The organism is Trichococcus pasteurii (assembly GCF_900112935.1).
In the GTDB taxonomy this organism is placed as follows: Bacteria; Bacillota; Bacilli; order Lactobacillales; family Aerococcaceae; genus Trichococcus; species Trichococcus pasteurii.
Window position 1 is genome coordinate 1 of the sequence record NZ_FONM01000024.1, and the last position, 16,811, is coordinate 16,811.

At 47.1% G+C, this 16,811-nt stretch carries 19 protein-coding genes and 1 rRNA gene; 1 reads left to right on the plus strand and 19 read right to left on the minus strand.

Annotation, left to right across the window (positions count from 1 at the left end; genetic code table 11):
• The 10 genes from BM184_RS13835 to BM184_RS13880 all read right to left on the minus strand — a co-directional run.
• Nucleotides 1-175, minus strand: a 16S ribosomal RNA gene (locus BM184_RS13835); the annotation flags it as partial.
• A 532-nt stretch (nt 176-707) separates the two neighbouring features.
• Nucleotides 708-1,025: a PTS lactose/cellobiose transporter subunit IIA gene (locus tag BM184_RS13840; protein WP_086943980.1), complete on the minus strand. Its 318-nt coding sequence runs from the start codon at nt 1,023-1,025 to the stop codon at nt 708-710.
• Nucleotides 1,026-1,050: 25 nt separating this feature from the next.
• Entirely contained in the window at nt 1,051-1,371 is a 321-nt protein-coding gene (locus BM184_RS13845) for a PTS sugar transporter subunit IIB (RefSeq protein WP_068561594.1), read from the minus strand.
• Between the two features lie 139 nt (nt 1,372-1,510).
• Nucleotides 1,511-2,947, minus strand: a complete 1,437-nt coding sequence (locus BM184_RS13850; protein ID WP_086943979.1) for a glycoside hydrolase family 1 protein — start codon at nt 2,945-2,947, stop codon at nt 1,511-1,513.
• A 104-nt stretch (nt 2,948-3,051) separates the two neighbouring features.
• Nucleotides 3,052-3,369 (minus strand): PTS lactose/cellobiose transporter subunit IIA, encoded by a 318-nt coding sequence (locus BM184_RS13855; RefSeq protein ID WP_086629794.1) that lies wholly within the window; start codon nt 3,367-3,369, stop codon nt 3,052-3,054.
• A 25-nt stretch (nt 3,370-3,394) separates the two neighbouring features.
• On the minus strand, nt 3,395-3,715 hold the full coding sequence (locus tag BM184_RS13860) for a PTS sugar transporter subunit IIB (protein ID WP_068561594.1): 321 nt from the start codon (nt 3,713-3,715) through the stop codon (nt 3,395-3,397).
• A gap of 61 nt (nt 3,716-3,776) precedes the next feature.
• Nucleotides 3,777-5,087 carry a PTS sugar transporter subunit IIC gene (locus tag BM184_RS13865; RefSeq protein WP_086943978.1) on the minus strand — a complete coding sequence of 437 codons (1,311 nt, stop codon included), beginning with the start codon at nt 5,085-5,087 and terminating at the stop codon, nt 3,777-3,779.
• Nucleotides 5,088-5,283: 196 nt separating this feature from the next.
• Nucleotides 5,284-6,684, minus strand: a complete 1,401-nt coding sequence (locus BM184_RS13870; protein ID WP_086943977.1) for a glycoside hydrolase family 1 protein — start codon at nt 6,682-6,684, stop codon at nt 5,284-5,286.
• 252 nt (nt 6,685-6,936) lie between these two features.
• Nucleotides 6,937-7,695, minus strand: a complete 759-nt coding sequence (locus tag BM184_RS13875; RefSeq protein ID WP_086943976.1) for a MurR/RpiR family transcriptional regulator — start codon at nt 7,693-7,695, stop codon at nt 6,937-6,939.
• A gap of 176 nt (nt 7,696-7,871) precedes the next feature.
• Nucleotides 7,872-8,909, minus strand: a complete 1,038-nt coding sequence (locus tag BM184_RS13880) for a DUF7309 domain-containing protein (protein ID WP_086943975.1) — start codon at nt 8,907-8,909, stop codon at nt 7,872-7,874.
• Nucleotides 8,910-9,108: 199 nt separating this feature from the next.
• Between BM184_RS13880 and BM184_RS13885 the strand changes: the two genes are divergently transcribed.
• Nucleotides 9,109-9,870 (plus strand): GNAT family N-acetyltransferase, encoded by a 762-nt coding sequence (locus tag BM184_RS13885; RefSeq protein WP_177208684.1) that lies wholly within the window; start codon nt 9,109-9,111, stop codon nt 9,868-9,870.
• A 181-nt stretch (nt 9,871-10,051) separates the two neighbouring features.
• On the opposite strand, the gene BM184_RS13890 is transcribed toward BM184_RS13885, so the two are convergent.
• The 9 genes from BM184_RS13890 to hisG all read right to left on the minus strand — a co-directional run bounded on the left by BM184_RS13890 (nt 10,052) and on the right by hisG (nt 16,799).
• Entirely contained in the window at nt 10,052-10,330 is a 279-nt protein-coding gene (locus tag BM184_RS13890) for a DUF503 domain-containing protein (protein WP_086943973.1), read from the minus strand.
• A 372-nt stretch (nt 10,331-10,702) separates the two neighbouring features.
• Nucleotides 10,703-11,344 carry a bifunctional phosphoribosyl-AMP cyclohydrolase/phosphoribosyl-ATP diphosphatase HisIE gene (gene hisIE / locus BM184_RS13895; RefSeq protein ID WP_086943972.1) on the minus strand — a complete coding sequence of 214 codons (642 nt, stop codon included), beginning with the start codon at nt 11,342-11,344 and terminating at the stop codon, nt 10,703-10,705.
• Entirely contained in the window at nt 11,337-12,101 is a 765-nt protein-coding gene (gene hisF, locus BM184_RS13900; protein WP_086943971.1) for an imidazole glycerol phosphate synthase subunit HisF, read from the minus strand. Before hisF ends, hisIE begins: the two co-directional genes overlap by 8 nt.
• On the minus strand, nt 12,098-12,802 hold the full coding sequence (hisA, locus tag BM184_RS13905; RefSeq protein WP_086943970.1) for a 1-(5-phosphoribosyl)-5-((5-phosphoribosylamino)methylideneamino)imidazole-4-carboxamide isomerase: 705 nt from the start codon (nt 12,800-12,802) through the stop codon (nt 12,098-12,100). The genes hisF and hisA overlap by 4 nt, the downstream gene beginning before the upstream one ends.
• Nucleotides 12,803-13,378 (minus strand): imidazole glycerol phosphate synthase subunit HisH, encoded by a 576-nt coding sequence (gene hisH / locus BM184_RS13910; protein WP_086943969.1) that lies wholly within the window; start codon nt 13,376-13,378, stop codon nt 12,803-12,805.
• Nucleotides 13,375-13,953 (minus strand): imidazoleglycerol-phosphate dehydratase HisB, encoded by a 579-nt coding sequence (gene hisB, locus BM184_RS13915; protein WP_086943968.1) that lies wholly within the window; start codon nt 13,951-13,953, stop codon nt 13,375-13,377. The genes hisH and hisB overlap by 4 nt, the downstream gene beginning before the upstream one ends.
• Nucleotides 13,950-14,948: a pyridoxal phosphate-dependent aminotransferase gene (locus tag BM184_RS13920; RefSeq protein WP_086943967.1), complete on the minus strand. Its 999-nt coding sequence runs from the start codon at nt 14,946-14,948 to the stop codon at nt 13,950-13,952. The genes hisB and BM184_RS13920 overlap by 4 nt, the downstream gene beginning before the upstream one ends.
• Nucleotides 14,945-16,195, minus strand: coding sequence for a histidinol dehydrogenase (hisD, locus tag BM184_RS13925; RefSeq protein ID WP_086943966.1), 1,251 nt, complete (start codon nt 16,193-16,195; stop codon nt 14,945-14,947). Before hisD ends, BM184_RS13920 begins: the two co-directional genes overlap by 4 nt.
• Complete coding sequence (gene hisG, locus BM184_RS13930) at nt 16,182-16,799, minus strand: ATP phosphoribosyltransferase (protein WP_086943965.1); 618 nt, start codon at nt 16,797-16,799, stop codon at nt 16,182-16,184. The genes hisD and hisG overlap by 14 nt, the downstream gene beginning before the upstream one ends.
• Nucleotides 16,800-16,811: the final 12 nt, after the last annotated feature.

The window sequence follows — 16,811 nt, forward strand, 5'->3', positions numbered from 1 at the left end:
AGCACCCGTTTCCGGATGTTATCCCCCTCTTATGGGCAGGTTACCCACGTGTTACTCACCCGTTCGCCACTATCTTCTCAGTGGAAGCAAGCTTCCATAGAAAAGACCGTTCGACTTGCATGTATTAGGCACGCCGCCAGCGTTCGTCCTGAGCCAGGATCAAACTCTCATGTAAATGTGGACTCTTGTACAGAAATCCTACATGTTAAGCTGATAGCTCTTAATTTCTTGCTGACTTTATGTTTGCGATACTAAGTATCGCCTTCGTTTGCCTCGACCGAAATCGAAGCTCCCTGCACATTTGGTTCGTTCATTCTTTGTTCAGTTTTCAAAGGTCAATGGCGCATCACGTATTACGTGATTGCTTATTTATATTAGCACGGCTTCGTTTATCCGTCAAGCTGTTTTTGAAATATTTTTCAAAAACATTTACTGCTGACTGCTCGAAGCAGCAACTTTTATATCTTATCATCAACACGATTGCATGTCAACAATTATTTTCAATTGTTTTATTTGCTCTCGTGGACAACTTCTAAATACTACCACCTGGCACCTCCCATTGTCAACACTTTTCAGCAGATAAAAACCCGGACCGTCGAATAAATGACCAGATTTATCTATTCCTTCATTAGAGTGCGAACCAAAAAAACGCGAATAAAAAAGCGGATATCGGGTTTTAATCCGAATATCCGCTTGCATTTATTATGTTATTTGCCGATCTTCTCGTAGATTTCGACGATTTCTTTCGCCAAGTCTTTGAATGCGATGGACGTCATCAAATGATCTTGTCCATGGACCATCAATAACGACAGTTCCACTGCATCTCCTGATGCTTCTTGTGTCAACAGACCGGTCTGCGCATGGTGAGCTTCCACCAATGCTTTTTCCGATTCGCTGATTTTTTCGTTCGCTAATGCAAAGTCTCCTGCTTTTGCGGCTTCGATCGCTTCAATCGCATTTCCTTTTGCATCGCCTCCATGCATGATCAATTGCATGATGACATCCAGGTTTTTTGGTTCTGCCATTAGAGAAACTCCTTAAGCGTTTTTATTATTCGCCCATCAAAGTGAGGGCTGTTTTCAATACTTTTTCGCCGTTCATCATGCCGTAGTCCTGCATGTTGATGACATCCATTTTTGTGTCCGTGCCGGCAACTTTATCTTCGAATTGTTTCTTCATGTATTTAACTTGAGGTCCCAACATCAGGACATCGATTTTTTTCTTAGCTAAGTGTGCATCTGCTTCTGAAGCGGATACTGCGAAAATTTCAGCGTCCAATCCTTGCGCTGCTGCTGCCTTTTGCATTTTTGATACAAGTAAGCTGGTGCTCATTCCAGCTGCACATACTAACATGATTGTTTTGTCTGCCATATTCATTCTCTCCATCCATAAAATTAATTTGATATGCGATTATTATAACACATATGATAGCGTTTGTCGAAAACACTTTCATAAATTTTCAAGCGGTTTCAGTTAACCGCTTTCTTTCGGGTTTCGCGGAGCGAGGACACTACTTCAGGTTCTTGCCGTTTTGTTCTATGACCTCTTTGTACCAGTAATAGCTGGCCTTTTTGTAACGTTTCAACTCTTTCGGACTGTCTTCATCTCGGTCCACATAAACAAATCCATAGCGCTTTTGATACCCGTTCAGCCAACTCAAAAGATCGGTATAGCTCCACGTGCAGTAACCAAGCACGGTGACACCATCCGTGATGGCTTCCTGGACCGCTTTGGCATGGTCGTTCAAATAATCGATCCGGTACTGGTCATGGATCTGACCCTCTTTAAGCTTGTCGTACTCACCCAATCCATTTTCGGTTATCAATATCGGCAGTCCGTATCGGCTGTTTATCCGACGCAAAGCAATCCTAAGGCCCACCGGATCGATATCCCAATCCCAATTGGTTTTTTCGACAAATGGATTCAGCACTTCTTTGAAGACGCCTGGAATCCCGCCTCTTTCCGTACTCCCCTTTTCGCCGGAATAGTTCGGCGTGCCGATGCCGACGCCATCCAATGGATTCGCAGCAACCGTTGATGTCTTATAATAATTCACACCCATGAAATCCGGTTTCCCTGCTTTCAATATCTTGAAATCTTCCGGTCGGGTCTCGGGCTGCAGATCGTTTTCTTCCAACCAATTCCAGATGACCGAAGGGTATTCTCCTTTTGCATAGACGTCCATCCACAGATAGGCATTCAATTCGTCGAAGTTCTCCGCCGCCAGAATGTTTTCTGGGCGTGCGTCAATCGGATAGCCCGGCGAATAAGCGAAACTCGGCCCGATTTGCCCATCCAATCCAAGCGAACGGAATTTTTTGATTGCCGCCGCATTTGCTACATTCGCATAATGGTTGGCTTGGTACATCCGTTTCGGATCCTTCACTGCCGGCGGATGGGTCGCCATCAAATAGCCGTGTGAAATGAAGACATTTTGCTCATTCAAGGATACCCAATATTTGACACGGTCGCCGTATCTCCGGAACACCGTTTCTGCGTAAGTGGTGAAGTCTTCGATTATCTGGCGCGATTCCCATCCCAGATAATCGTCCTGCAGATATTGCGGGATATCCCAATGATACAATGTGACAACCGGTTCAATATGATTCGCCAGCAACTCATCAATCAAGCCGTCATAAAACTGCAGACCTTTTTCGTTCACTTCCTGCATGTTGTATGGGAAGATCCGGCTCCAGGCAATCGAAAAACGGTAAGCCTTCAGCCCTTGTTCAGCCATCAGCGCGACATCCTCTTTGAACCGGTGGTAGTGATCAACCGCTACATCCCCATTCGTTCCTTTAAAAGTCTTGCCGGGAATCCTGACAAAAGTATCCCATACAGATACGCCTTTCCCATCTTCATCCCAAGCACCTTCAACTTGGTAGGCTGCTGAGGCAGATCCCCATAAGAAACCTTCCGGAAAATCCTTCAATTTTTTATGTTGCATATCATGACCCACTTTCTGTTAGTTTGTTTCTGCTTCCCGAAATACAAAATGGACCATAAATCATATGAGCGATTTATGGTCCATCTATGTTTGGTGTCTAGTGATTATTTTGCGATTTTCTCATAGATTTCGACGATTTCTTTCGCCAAGTCTTTGAATGCGATGGACGTCATCAAATGATCTTGTCCATGGACCATCAATAACGACAGTTCCACTGCATCTCCTGATGCTTCTTGTGTCAACAGGCCGGTCTGCGCATGGTGAGCTTCCACCAATGCTTTTTCCGATTCGCTGATTTTTTCGTTCGCTAATGCAAAGTCTCCTGCTTTTGCGGCTTCGATCGCTTCAATCGCATTTCCTTTTGCATCGCCTCCATGCATGATCAATTGCATGATGACATCCAGGTTTTTTGGTTCTGCCATTAGAGAAACTCCTTAAGCGTTTTTATTATTCGCCCATCAAAGTGAGGGCTGTTTTCAATACTTTTTCGCCGTTCATCATGCCGTAGTCCTGCATGTTGATGACATCCATTTTTGTGTCCGTGCCGGCAACTTTATCTTCGAATTGTTTCTTCATGTATTTAACTTGAGGTCCCAACATCAGGACATCGATTTTTTTCTTAGCCAAGTGTGCATCTGCTTCTGAAGCGGATACTGCGAAAATTTCAGCGTCCAATCCTTGCGCTGCCGCCGCCTTTTGCATTTTTGATACAAGTAAGCTGGTGCTCATTCCAGCTGCACATACTAACATGATTGTTTTGTCTGCCATAATATTTTCTCCACCCTTATATATATTTGAGCCCCTATAAAAGGGGCTCATTGAGATGCTATTATGCTACTACGTTTCCTGAAGCATCAGCTTCAACTTCACCGATTTCAACATTGTATGCTTTGTTGTCTTCGATTTTGAAGAATGGGTAGAAGACTGCAGCACTGATGAATGTTTCAACGATTTGCCATACAGCACCTCTCCATCCGCTGATCAAGAAACCAGAGAATACTGGAGGAGTTGTCCATGGAATGTTTACCCCGTTTGTAAGAGGAACCAATCCGATGCTCATCACGATGTAAGTAAGGATAGCCAAGATTACTGGAGTCAAGATGAATGGAATCATCAAGATTGGGTTCAATACGATTGGCATACCGAAGATCAAAGGCTCATTGATGTTGAACAATCCAGGTCCGATCGCTAATCTTCCGAGTGTTTTGAATTGAGTAGATCTTGCTGCGAATAAGCACAACAATGCTAAACCTAATGTTGAACCGGCACCACCGATTTTAATGAAGTTTGCATAGAATTGGTAGTTGACGATGTTCGGTAATTCCAAACCTGCAGCATAAGCATCTGCGTTTTCTGCAGTCAAAGTCAACCAGATTGGTTGCATTACAGCACCCAAGATGTTTGGACCGTGAAGACCGAATGAGAACAAAAGTGTTTCCAAAATCAGTACCAAGACAGTTGCAGGCAATGTTGCACCTAAGCTAGTCAGTGGTGCTTGGATGATTTCGAAGATGAATGATTGAGCTGTTTCGTAAGGTGTCAAAGCGAATACCATACGCAAGATGTTGAAGATCAGGATAACGAATAATCCAGGGATCAATGCGTCAAATGATTTAGCAACGTTTGATGGTACAGATTCAGGCATGCTTAATTTCCAGCCGCGAGCCAATACCCAACGGATGATTTCGACTGCGAAAACAGCACTCATCATACCTAGGAACAAACCGCTGGCACTCAAGTTACCCATTGGGATTCCTGATGCGTTTTCAGCACTCAATAATGTTGGAGTCAAGATAAGGAACCCAACGATACCATAGATGATTCCTGCCAGATCATCCAAGCCGTAGTGTTTTGACAAATCTTGGGAAATCCCGATCATAACGAACAAGGTCATGATGTTCATTGTCATGTTGTAAGGTACCATGAAGAATTCTGTCCAGTTGGCACCGAAGATGCCTGCCATGAAGTCTGCATAACCCGGAATCGGTAAGTTAGCGAACAATAGGAAAATAGATCCGATGATCAGTAGGGACATTGCTCCGAAGAACCCGCTCTTGATTGCTGAAAGGTAACGGTTTTCGTTTAATTTGTAAGCAATTGGTCCTAATTTTTCTTGTAATGTATCTAAGAATTTATCCATAATAAAATCCTCCTCTGTTAGGAACACTTGTGAAGACAGCGTGCCGTCTTCGAAAACAGTAATATAAATTGATATGATTGCTTGTCCGGATTCTGCCAGTCAGTATCAGAACAATGGGCATTCGTCTTTCGCCTTCATTTGCCGCTGTTCTTTATCAACAACGGATGGTGCGAAAAACTTTTCTTGCTTTCTACCTCTAACCTTCCAGTTTCTCCCCGTTTGACGCGATCACTCCTTTGTACCAATAGAAACTATCTTTCCGGTATCTCTTCAGATCTTTCAGATCGAAGTCTTCCCGGTTGACGTAAACAAAGCCATAACGCTTGCGGAACCCTTGGTGGGTGCTGATAAGGTCGATTGCACTCCAGGTGCAGTAGCCGAACACATCTGCTCCATCCGTAACAGCCAGGTTCATCTGTTCGATATGGTTGCGGAGATAGTCGATCCGATAATTATCATGGACCTTCCCATCTTCCAGCTTATCAATACCGCCTAAACCGTTTTCAGTAACGATCAGGGGTTTACGATAACGAGAGTAAATTTGGTTAATCGTCGTGCGGAATCCAGTGGGGTCGATCTGCCAACCGAATTCTGTATAAGGAAGATGCTCATTGTCGGATCCTGCGAAGAATCCTTCTTGGCTATCTGATAATTGCTGATCTTTTTTGCCTGCTTTGCGTTCCGTTCCGGCTGGATAGGCTTGAACAGTCGAGCTGTTGTAGTAATTGAAGGCGATGAAATCGCATTCTGCGGATTTCAGTATCTCCAAGTCACCCGGTTCCATGTCAGGCAATGCATCGTTTTCTTCCAGGTAAGCCCACACTTGGTGATTGTATACACCGTATACGGCGATATCGAGATAAAGCCAGTTACGGATTGCGGTATACAGATCGGCTGCTTGGACATCCGCTGGGTTGTTCGATTTCGGATAGACGGCCGAAATGTTCGGTGCCGGTCCGATTTTGACATGCGGCAATTTTTCGTGGCAGTTGTTCATCACCATCGCTTGCGCAACAAGCATGTGGTGGTTTTGTTGGTACAAGGATTTCAAAGTGCTTTCACCGGTACCGACTGCAGCGCCGTGAAGAATCATCATGTTCTGTTCATTGATCGTCAGCCATAATTTGACGCGGTCTCCTAAGTTATCGAAGAGGACATCGCAGTAGCGGACAAAAGCATCGATTGTGGCGCGGTTTTCCCAGCCACCTTTTTCAGCAAGCCCTTGCGGCAAGTCAAAGTGATAGACCGTCACTAACGGTTCGATGCCGTATTTCAGACATTCATCAATCAAATCGCTGTAGAACTGAAGCCCTTTCGGATTGACTTCTCCGTCACCGTCAGGAATGACCCGTGACCATGAAATCGAGAAGCGATAGGTTTTGAATCCCATCTCAGCCAACAATGCGATGTCTTCCTGCATGTGGTGGTAATGGTCAGTAGCTACTTTAAAATCGGAAGTGTCGGGAACGATTTCCTTCACGTCCTGAACAGATGGGCCTTTACCGTCTTCGTCCCAAGCGCCTTCAACTTGATATGCGCTGGTTGCGGACCCCCATAAAAAACCTTTTTTAAACGGTTTCAATTTCTTATGATACATATTCCCATTCCTTCCCTATCGATTTCCACTCAGGAAGCCGACCGCCTTTAAGCGGTTACATGATTTTCAAAAGCGAACTCTCTTCTTTTAAAAAGAGTCGTTTCCAGATCGCGAATGCGCTTTCTGTTTTTCAACATAACCCTATTATAGAGTTTGTGAACGAAATGTAAACAGTTTCACCCCGTAAAGGAACAACAATCATCTTTTGGAATGATGTTTCACAAAAGAAACGTTTTGTTTCAGCCTAATCTTTCATTGAGGCTTATGGTTGCGCATTTGTTGCATGTAATTATAATTGCGTCTTGCCAGTGTTTCAATCAAAAACACGGCCGGCAATTGGGAAGTGACGTTGACCTCTTCGTCGACATATTCAGGCGTCAGGTGATAGGCGAGGTTGATATCTGATTGCCTTGCCAACGAATTGGTGGAGGAATTCGTGATGCTGATGATTTTGCTGCCCAGACTCTTCAGATCTCCCGCTTTCCTTAACATGATCTCTGTTTCTCCGGAAACGGAACAAACAATTGCAACGGTATTTGTATATTGCCGGCTGATCAAGTGAAATGGATAGTAGGGATCTTGGATATGGAAAGTGCTTTGACCCAAGTTTGAAAACTGTCGGGATGCATAGGCAGCAATCAGGCCAGAAGTGCCGATGCCGAAAAAGAGGGCAACATCGGAATTGGATATCATTTCGACTGCAGCTTGTATTTTTTCTTCGTATTCCGACTGCATGGAACGGCTGAAAAACTCTTCGACGATTTCGGAAGTTTCAAACACCTTCTTATTGTGTTTGCGGTTGTCCATTTCCTTCAGATGCAGCTTGCACTCCCAGATATTTTCGAAACCCAACTTGCTGATGGTCCGCGTAACCGTCGCCGGCGATACATGGGTCTCGGAAGCTATCTCGCGAACGCTCATACGGATGACTTTTTGGGTATGCTGCACGATGTACTCGTATACCTTTAACTCTGTATTCGTCAGTAACTTCACATTCTCTTGATTGAACACGTAAAAACCCCTTTATCCGGAACAAAATAAGCTCTGAGGCGTGCATTAGTTCGTTGTCTTTTCTTCTTAACCATTTTACCATTCATTTTGAAAAAAACAAAAAACAAAACAATTTTACGCAACGCAAAATTGTTTTGTTTTCTTATGATGCTTATTTCAGAAAAATAGGCTTGTTCTCAGAAGATATCTTCCGAAAGGCTTTTGCGGAAAGCCTCGATTTTCCGTAATCTGCTCTTTTCACCGTGCGCGATGTCCAGCTCATCCAGCAAGGGAACCAACATTTCGTAGGTTTCCAACACGCTGTCGCCGCGCATTTCGATTTTTGCGGGAAAAACTTTCGCCTCAAACAGATATTTGTACAATTCGAATTGGATATCGCGTGATTTATCGGAAGTCAGCACAGTGGCCAGCAGCACTTCCCCTGATTTTTTATCAGCGATGGCCATCATCTTCACAAAACGCGGCCGCTCCCCTTCTTTGAAAGTGATTGGTTGCGGCAAATAGAACAAGTCTATTTCGAAAGTGTTTCTTAGGAAGCTTTTCTTTTCCATCATCAGACGACGGATTTCGAACTGGGAAAGCATCAGATCGTATGGACCTTTCGTCAATTCGCCACCAGTCAGGAACGCGAGGATATGTTCCTCTTTCAATTTCCAGACACTGTCCTTTGTTCCGGCTTGGTAATAGTAGCGCGTCGGAACATCATCCGCAGCAAAAGACTTGTCAAAGTCCAGCTTGCTGTAGACAGGGAACATTTCCAAAAAGCTCTCCAGCACCCGCTCGAAAAGAGCGATGTCCTCTTCGGTCGCCGACCAAGGAACAAAGCCTGGAGTAAAATCCAGAAGTTCCGGCCAAGCTTTCTTGCCGCGGAATTTGACATCCGTTGTGCGGATGCGGTTATAGTCGATTTCTTCCAGTTTATTTCTGTCGACGAATTCCAGCCTGATGTTTTTCAGCTTTTCGGTATATTCCCCGATGCCATCCGCTTCCGTAAACTCCGACTCCAAAAGATCCAAATAAAGGATGTATTCCGAAACATCCCGGAAGACGCTCAACCCGATGCTGTCCTCATCCAGCCCATCCAAGGCAAAGAATACCGGCTCCTTGCGATCGGAATATTTGATTCCGACTACGTCCGTGTCTTTCATTATTTCCCAAGGCTTCAATTTATGAAAAGCCTTTATGTTTTCGTACAATTTTTGATAATCTCTCATTTATATCTCCTATCTATTTACAAAACATAAGCCTATGAACCTTTATAAAAATGAAATTCGCAGAAGATGCTGCTTTTTAGTCAGTTATCCCTAGCGCTTTCCACCGCATATGTTGTTTCAGCTTATTGTAACAAATTCCTTTCCTATGCTATCATATCTTGAAGCGTGCATCAATTTTTCTTTTTTAAGGAGTCCAAAAATGACCTTTTCTTTCAAGGATATCGAACATAGCAAGTCAGTAGTCAAAGAAACCTCTCTGTACACTCACTATCACAATGAAACGGCCCTTTTTATGTATATCGAAAATTACGTGATTTTCCATCGCGTGCCAACCTTCGCTGAATTCATCGAGGCGGAAGCCTATTTGAAATCAGCGCATCAAAAAGATAACCAGGATTTCATAAAATTCATTTGGCCCGAAGATTGCGAAATTCCGCAGCCGATCATTTCCTATCTGGGTTCGAACGACTTCAGCCTCGATGTATTGGAACTGTACGCGGCCCTTCCCGGAACCTTTGAGCCGACGCGGATTGATGAAACACCTTCCGATGTCAAAGTGGAATGGGTGAACGCCGACAACCGCAGCGCCTATCTGGCTTTGTCCGCACGGGCAGACAAGGAAGTCAGCGAGGAATTCGCAAAACAAAAGCAGCCCTACACCCAAGCTAAATTCGACAACCCAGCTTTCCGTCCCATCGTGGCCCTGCGCTCCGATGAAGCGGTCGGTTCCATCGACCTTTATCTGAAAGAGGAAAGTATTGAAATCGATAACTTTCACGTTGCTGTAGATTCCCGGGGTAAAGGGATTGGAACGGCTCTGCAGCAATTCGTGATGGATCATGCCGACGGGAAGACCGTCCTTTTAGTGGCTGATGCAGCGGATACGGCGCGCGAGATGTACAATCGTCAAAATTACACATATATTTCTTTCCGCTACGAGCTCCTTAAAGTCTTCAAATAACGGATCAACGGGCTGTCTCATACGTAGACGGCCTATTCTGCAGGCAGCAGCCATAACTAGAGCGAAAGTTGTCCGGTAATCCGATTGAATCGGACAACCAGAGTGCTAATAGCAACAAAAAGGGCTGCATCAGATCCAGAGAGTGCTACGCTGGTTCTGATACAGCCCCTATTTACTTTTCTCATTCGATTTCGTTGATTTGGTAGATTTCCACAGGATAGTTCGATTCGATTTCCTCAATGATTTTATCCACGATTTTTTGGCAGAGGACCCGCGAACTGTTGACAACCGCCAACCCGATGACGGCCTGGTTCAGCATATCTTGTGCCGATACTTCCGCAATGCTGACATTGTAACGCTGATGGATCTTGGCAAGGATGCTTTTCACAACGCTGCGCTTGTCCTTCAGAGAATTGGAATCGAAAAGCCGCATAGACAGTTCAACAGCCAACACATTCATCGTAATCGCCCCATTTTTGTTTAATATGGAAACATTATCTCTTCAAGACAAAAAATAACCGAAACTGCCCCTTCTGTCAAGGGATAGCTCCGGTCATCGGATAAAACAGAATTTGGGATTCAACGTATCCTAGAACAGTTCTGATTCGCAGACACCGCTAACGTTTCGCACCCCACGTAGTGAACAAGAGAGGCTCACTTCGTGGGCTACTCCAACGTTCGGGTGTCTAAACGCGAATCATCACACTCTCCTAATAGTCGAACTCTGAATCCCAGAACTCTCCGCCTAAGTTGACAACCACACGCGGACAAAAAGCGTCCGCTTTGTGTTTGTCCTCTTAGTGCTCGATTTCTAAACGGGATTCATCGTATCCTAGTAATTATCTACATCTTTTCGTTCGCCTTTGAAGTTGTTTTTCTTTTGGTGGCGTTCGATCAGTACTTTGGTCACATCGGCTACGTCGACGCCTTGGTCGTACAGGAGTACGCCGAGGTGATAAAGCAGGTCTGCTGTTTCGTTGGCGACCTCTTCTTTGTCGTGGTTTTTCGCGCCGATGACAACTTCGAAGGCTTCCTCGCCGAATTTCTTGGCGATTTTATCTGTGCCTTTATCCAGCAGGTAGTTCGTGTATGATTTTTCATCATGTCCGACAGCGCGCTGGCGGATAGTCTCTTCCAAGTCATCCAATCCAAAGGCAACCGGCACATCAAAACAGCTTTCCGTGTTGCGGTGGCAAGTTGGTCCGGCCGGATCGATCATGATCAGCAACGCGTCCTGATCGCAGTCCAGGTACATGTCCTTCACGAACTGGTAATGCTCGCTGGACTCGCCTTTTTTCCAAAGTCTGTTCTTGCTTCGGGAAAAGAACCAAACAACCTCGTCCCGTTTCGTCAATTCAAAGGCCTCTTCATTCATGAAGCCGACCATCAAAACATTTTTGTTCGTAAAGTGCTGAAGAACGACAGTCAATAACCCTTTCGAAAAGTCAGGCACAAGTTTATCGTATTTAGACATTGCGCATATCCACTCCATTCTCAGTACAGCATTGTTTCACTTCAGCGATCGACACTTCTTCATCATGGAAGATGGAAGCTGCCAATCCGGCCGATACATCCGTTTCCTTGAACAAGTCGGCGAAATGTTGGGCATTGCCGCCGCCTCCGGAAGCGATGACCGGAATCGAAACCAAGGCTTGGATTTTATTCAGCAGGCGGTGATCGAAGCCTTGCTTCATGCCATCATAGTCCATACTGGTGACCAGCAATTCCCCGGCCCCCAGCGCTTCCACTTGCTGCACCCAGTCCAACGTCTTGATGTCGGTCCGTTTTTTGCCGCCGTGGGTATAGCAATACCATTCCTCTTTGTCGGCTTCCCATTTCGCATCGACAGCGATGCAGATGCATTGGCTGCCGAACTTGTCGCTCGCTTCCTTGATCAGCTGCGGATTCGCCAACGCCGATGAATTCAGGCTGACTTTATCGGCTCCGGCGTTCAGCAGACGGGAAATGTCATCCGTCGATTTGATGCCGCCGCCGATCGTCATCGGGATGAACAGCTGTTGCGCCGTTTTGCGGATGACATCGATCATCAGGTTGTGCCCGGTTTCGGTTGCGGAGATGTCCAGAAAGACCAGTTCATCCGCACCCAAAGCATTGTAGCGCTTCGCCAATTCGACCGGATCGCCGATTTCCCGCAATCCCTTGAATTGGATCCCTTTTACGACGGTGCCGTCCTTCACATCCAGGCAGGGAATGATCCGTTTCTTTATCATGCCAAGCCCTCCCAGAAGGCATCCGTATTGGCCGCTTTGCCGACGATGGCTGCCGCCACTCCCAAAGCTTCCAATTTTTTGATGTCTTCGATGTTGCGGACGCCGCCTGATGCGGTGATGGGATGGGTCGAAAGTTCGACAAGTTTGCCCGTCAACTCAAAGTTCGGTCCGGCCATCTTGCCGTCTTTCGAGATATCCGTATAGATGATGCCGCCCAAGGCCATCGGATTCGTCGCTTCCACGACATCATAGATGGTTTGGCGGCCCGTTTCGGTCCAACCGTTCACAGCTACCAGTTCGCCTTTAGCATCCAGTCCCAAGTAGATCTTGCCGGGATATTTCGCCGTCATCTCAGCCAACCAAGGCAGATCCTGCAGCCCTTTCGTCCCGACGATCACATAGCTGGCGCCTTTTTCGAAATAGTGCTTGATGGTTTCTTCGGAACGGATGCCCCCGCCGATTTCGACAGGCAATGCGCTCTGCTGCAAAAGCTGCTCGATGAACGGTGTTTCTTCCGGTTTTTGGTTCAAAGCGCCCATCAGGTCCACGATATGGATGCGTTTCACTTGCTCATATTGCGCATAAAAAGCGATGGCTTCCTGAGGCGTACGCCGCATTTCTTCTTTCGTGCCGTAGTCCCCTTCGGTCAGACGGACACTCTTGTTGTCGATCAAGTCGATCGCCGGCCAAATCTCAATCATTTATTTCCATCCCCCTTGCAAAGCTTGGTTCAAAATTTCCAGACCGTAATCCCCGCTTTTTTCCGGGTGGAACTGGATACCAATGACGTTATCCTTCTGGACGATCGCCACGATTTCCTGGCCATAGTCCGCCGTTGCCACAACATTTTCGTCGGTCACTACCTTGTAGGAATGGATGAAATAGACATCCTTATCCAAACCTGGATGACTGGAATGCAGATTGTTCCAGCCCAAATGCGGAACCGGCAGATCGCTGACGATGTATTTCACTTCGCCCGGCAAAAAGCCCAACCCATCGACATCGCCTTCTTCGCTGTGTTGGAACAGGAGTTGCATCCCGAGACAGATGCCGATGAACGGCTTTGTCTGCTCCAATTCAGTCAGCAGTTCCCGCAAACCGATCGCATCGATCCGCTCGATGGCATCCTTGAAATGTCCTACGCCCGGCAGGACGATGACGTCCGCCTTGCGCAATTCTGCTTCGTCATGCGTCAGGACCGTTTCATAGCCAAGAAAACGAATGGCGTTCGTCAAGTTCGCGATGTTCCCCAAACCATAATCAACGATTGCTATCATTCGATCACTCCTTTTGAGGAAGGCAGGCGCTGCACGTCGGAATCGGCCATCGCGATGCGCAGGCTTTGCGCAAAGGCTTTGAAGATGGCTTCGATTTCATGGTGCGTGTTGCCGCCGCGGATCAAGTCGATATGTGCAGTGTAGCGGGCGTTGATGACCAAACCATGGAAGAATTCTTCAACCAGTTCCACATCGAAGCTGCCCACTTTCTCTTTCGAAAACGCAGCATTGAAACTCAGATAAGGCCGGCCGCTGATGTCGATGACGGAACGGGCCAAGGTTTCATCCATCGGCACATAGGCGCTCCCGTAGCGGTTGATCGCCCCTTTGTCCTGACCCAGTTCAGCCAGCAGCTGCCCCAAGACGATTCCGACATCCTCGGTTGTGTGGTGATCGTCCACATCCGTGTCGCCGTCCACCTGGACATCCAAAACGAAGTGGCCATGGAAAGCGAACAGATCCAACATATGGTTCAAGAAGCCCACACCCGTATTGATGACGGAAGGTTCCAACCCTCGTTTCAAGGTGATGGCGATTTTCGTTTCTTTGGTAATGCGCTCTTTTGATACGCTCACAGCTGTTCTCTCCATTCTCTGATGATTTCGGCTAAGGCATCCAACTGTTCATCGGTGGCGATCGAGTAACGGACAGCCGTTTCGATGCACGGGATGCCTGATTTTTCATAGGTGCGCGGCTGGTAGCCGTGGTCGATGATCCATTGGCCCAACGCAGGCGCCAATTCACCGTAAGTGAAGACGAAATTCGTCTCGCTCGGCAGCACGGAAAGAATATCTCCTACGCCTTCATTGAAGATTTTCTTCAACTTGGCGGAAAGCCGGCGTTGATCAGCCATGAAGGCCCGCAGCCGTTCCGGATGCTCCAGCAAGAAGGCCGCTATGCTCAAGGATAAGGTATTGAGCGGATACGGATGCGCGATGGAATTCAACAACTGCATCGTTTTCGCCGTCGAACTGGCGATGCCGATGCGCAGACCGGCCAAACCGTAAATTTTTGACAAGGTACGCAAAAGGATGACGTGGTCACCGACCGGCCGCGCCGGCGGGTTGTCCACGAAATCCATGTAAGCCTCGTCCAAAATCAGATAGCCGCCGGATTCAGCCAACAAATCTGCTGTCTTTTGGATGAAAGCTGCAGGGTGCAGCCCGCCCAGCGGATTGTTCGGTTGCGAAACGATGAAATAAGCAGGCTTTTCCTTCTCGATGACTGCGTACACCTGGTCATAGTCAAAGGAATAATCCGCTCTGCACGGCACTTTGATGATTTCGCGTTGGAATTGTGCGGCATACTCTTCGTACATGACGAAATCCGGCTCCAGCATCAGGATCGGTCCGTCCCCCAAAAGGATTGTGCACTTCTGGATCCATTCATCCGATCCATTGGCAAAAGCGATCAAGGCTGGATCCTCACCATGGAAAGCGGCGTACGCTTCCGTCAAGCGGTCGATGGCATCGTCCGTATATTCCTGGAAGCGTGTCGCTACAGCTATTTCGGCAATTTCTTCATTTGTCAGCGCACGGATGGGACTTTCATTTTTGTTGATGCGGATCATTGGTCGTCCCCCATTCTGACAGCCAAGGAATCGTGGTGGGCCTGTAGCGACTCTTCGGTCGCGATCAGCATCCCGGCCGGAGCCATCTTCCGGAACGTTTCTTTCTTCAGGTTCAGGACAGAGTTCGGACGCAGGAAGTCGTTTACGGACAAACCGTTCGCAAAGCGGGCATTGCCTCCGGTCGGCAACACATGGCTAGGGCCGGCAACATAATCCCCGATTGCTTCAGGCGAATATTCACCGATGAAGATCGCTCCGGCTGTTTCGATGGCATCAATGTAATCTTCTGCGTCTTTTGTCTGGATCGAGACGTGCTCGCCTGCAATCAGATTCACGACTTCGATGTTCTCTTCTTTACCGCTCGTCAAAATCGGGAAGTGATTGTGCTTCAAACTCTCCTCGATGACCTCTATGCGGCTTTGTTTCGCTTTTTGGACAAGCAGTTCGGCTTCGATGGCGGCCAATTTTTCTTCGTTGTCGCAGACAAGGAAAGTGCGGGCCAATTCATCGTGCTCGGCTTGCGCCAGCAGGTCGATGGCAACCCATTCGTTGTTCGCCGTTTCATCAACGACTACAACGATTTCGGATGGTCCGGCGATCGAATCGATGCCGACATCTCCGTAGACCAATTTTTTGGCCAAGGCGACATATTGGTTCCCGGGTCCGACGATTTTGTCGACGCGCGGAATGGTTTCCGTACCGTAAGCCAAGGCAGCCACGGCTTGGGCGCCGCCCACTTGATAAACGTGGGTCACGCCGCAGATATAGCAAGCGGCCAAAGTTGCTTGGTTGATGGCGGTCTTTTGCGGTGGGGTCACGACGATCGTTTCCTTTACGCCGGCTACATTGGCCAAAACGGCAGTCATGAGCACTGTGGAAGGGTAACTCGCTTTGCCGCCCGGCACATAGATGCCGACTTTATTCAGCGGATGGATTTTCTGGTACAGCTCCCCTGCCTGAGACTGCTGCCATTTGATGCTTTCTTGATAGACTGTGATGTTGTCGCGGGCTTCCTCCAACGCAGCACGCAAGTCCGCATCCAAGCGGTCGTAAGCTTCCTTGATGACGCTCTGCGGCACTTCCAATTCCGTGATGTCCGCTCCATCGAAACGTTTTGCGTATTCGAACAGCGCAGCGTCGCCTTTTTCCTGAACAGTCTGGATGATTTCCATGACAGCCTGCGTCTTTGAAAAGTCGATCGTGTTTTTTGTTTTGTAAGCTTCTTTGAACGTTTTAGTTGTGTACATTATCCTTCACCTTCAATTGATTGATTATAGTCTGGATTTCATCATATTTGGAGAAATAAGCATGCTTATTCGAAATCAGGCGTGCGTTTATGTCATCAAGTCGGACCTGCTCACTCAATCCGTTATCATGCAGCGTCTTGCCGGATTGGACGATATCCATGATGGCATCCGCCATATCGATGGTCGCGGCCAATTCGACCGATCCCTTCAGCGCAATGATTTTCACGGGTTGCTTGATGGAATCAAAATATTGTCTGGTGTAGTTCACGTACTTCGTCGCAACCACTGGATATACGTCCTTTTTCTCTTTGCTGGCGATGGCGAAATGGCAATAACCGAAAGGCAGATCCATCAGATTATTGATGTTGCAGTTCTGCTCGATCAAAATATCGCTTCCGGTGATGCCCAGATCCGCGATCCCTTCTTCCACATATACAGGCACATCTTCTCCTTTAACCAAAATGAAGCGGGTGTCCTTTGTCTGAATGACCAGTTCCCGAGAAACGGACTTCAATGCTGTCGACCATTCCGTCAAGTTGATTTCATCCAAGTATTGGATAAAATCCTTAAGCTGTCTGCCTTTTGATAGCGCGATAGTAATCATTTTTTCCCTCCG

Excerpts from the sequence above, each read along its gene's own strand:
- hisH (WP_086943969.1), bottom strand. The coding sequence starts at position 13,378 with ATGATAGCAATCGTTGATTATGGTTTGGGGAACATCGCGAACTTGACG.
- BM184_RS13880 (WP_086943975.1), bottom strand. The coding sequence starts at position 8,909 with ATGAGAGATTATCAAAAATTGTACGAAAACATAAAGGCTTTTCATAAA.
- BM184_RS13850 (WP_086943979.1), bottom strand. The coding sequence starts at position 2,947 with ATGCAACATAAAAAATTGAAGGATTTTCCGGAAGGTTTCTTATGGGGA.
- BM184_RS13885 (WP_177208684.1), top strand. The coding sequence starts at position 9,109 with ATGACCTTTTCTTTCAAGGATATCGAACATAGCAAGTCAGTAGTCAAA.
- BM184_RS13845 (WP_068561594.1), bottom strand. The coding sequence starts at position 1,371 with ATGGCAGACAAAACAATCATGTTAGTATGTGCAGCTGGAATGAGCACC.
- BM184_RS13860 (WP_068561594.1), bottom strand. The coding sequence starts at position 3,715 with ATGGCAGACAAAACAATCATGTTAGTATGTGCAGCTGGAATGAGCACC.
- BM184_RS13840 (WP_086943980.1), bottom strand. The coding sequence starts at position 1,025 with ATGGCAGAACCAAAAAACCTGGATGTCATCATGCAATTGATCATGCAT.
- BM184_RS13870 (WP_086943977.1), bottom strand. The coding sequence starts at position 6,684 with ATGTATCATAAGAAATTGAAACCGTTTAAAAAAGGTTTTTTATGGGGG.
- hisD (WP_086943966.1), bottom strand. The coding sequence starts at position 16,195 with ATGTACACAACTAAAACGTTCAAAGAAGCTTACAAAACAAAAAACACG.
- BM184_RS13865 (WP_086943978.1), bottom strand. The coding sequence starts at position 5,087 with ATGGATAAATTCTTAGATACATTACAAGAAAAATTAGGACCAATTGCT.
- BM184_RS13855 (WP_086629794.1), bottom strand. The coding sequence starts at position 3,369 with ATGGCAGAACCAAAAAACCTGGATGTCATCATGCAATTGATCATGCAT.
- BM184_RS13890 (WP_086943973.1), bottom strand. The coding sequence starts at position 10,330 with ATGAATGTGTTGGCTGTTGAACTGTCTATGCGGCTTTTCGATTCCAAT.
- hisIE (WP_086943972.1), bottom strand. The coding sequence starts at position 11,344 with ATGTCTAAATACGATAAACTTGTGCCTGACTTTTCGAAAGGGTTATTG.
- hisG (WP_086943965.1), bottom strand. The coding sequence starts at position 16,799 with ATGATTACTATCGCGCTATCAAAAGGCAGACAGCTTAAGGATTTTATC.
- hisA (WP_086943970.1), bottom strand. The coding sequence starts at position 12,802 with ATGATTGAGATTTGGCCGGCGATCGACTTGATCGACAACAAGAGTGTC.
- hisF (WP_086943971.1), bottom strand. The coding sequence starts at position 12,101 with ATGATAAAGAAACGGATCATTCCCTGCCTGGATGTGAAGGACGGCACC.
- BM184_RS13920 (WP_086943967.1), bottom strand. The coding sequence starts at position 14,948 with ATGATCCGCATCAACAAAAATGAAAGTCCCATCCGTGCGCTGACAAAT.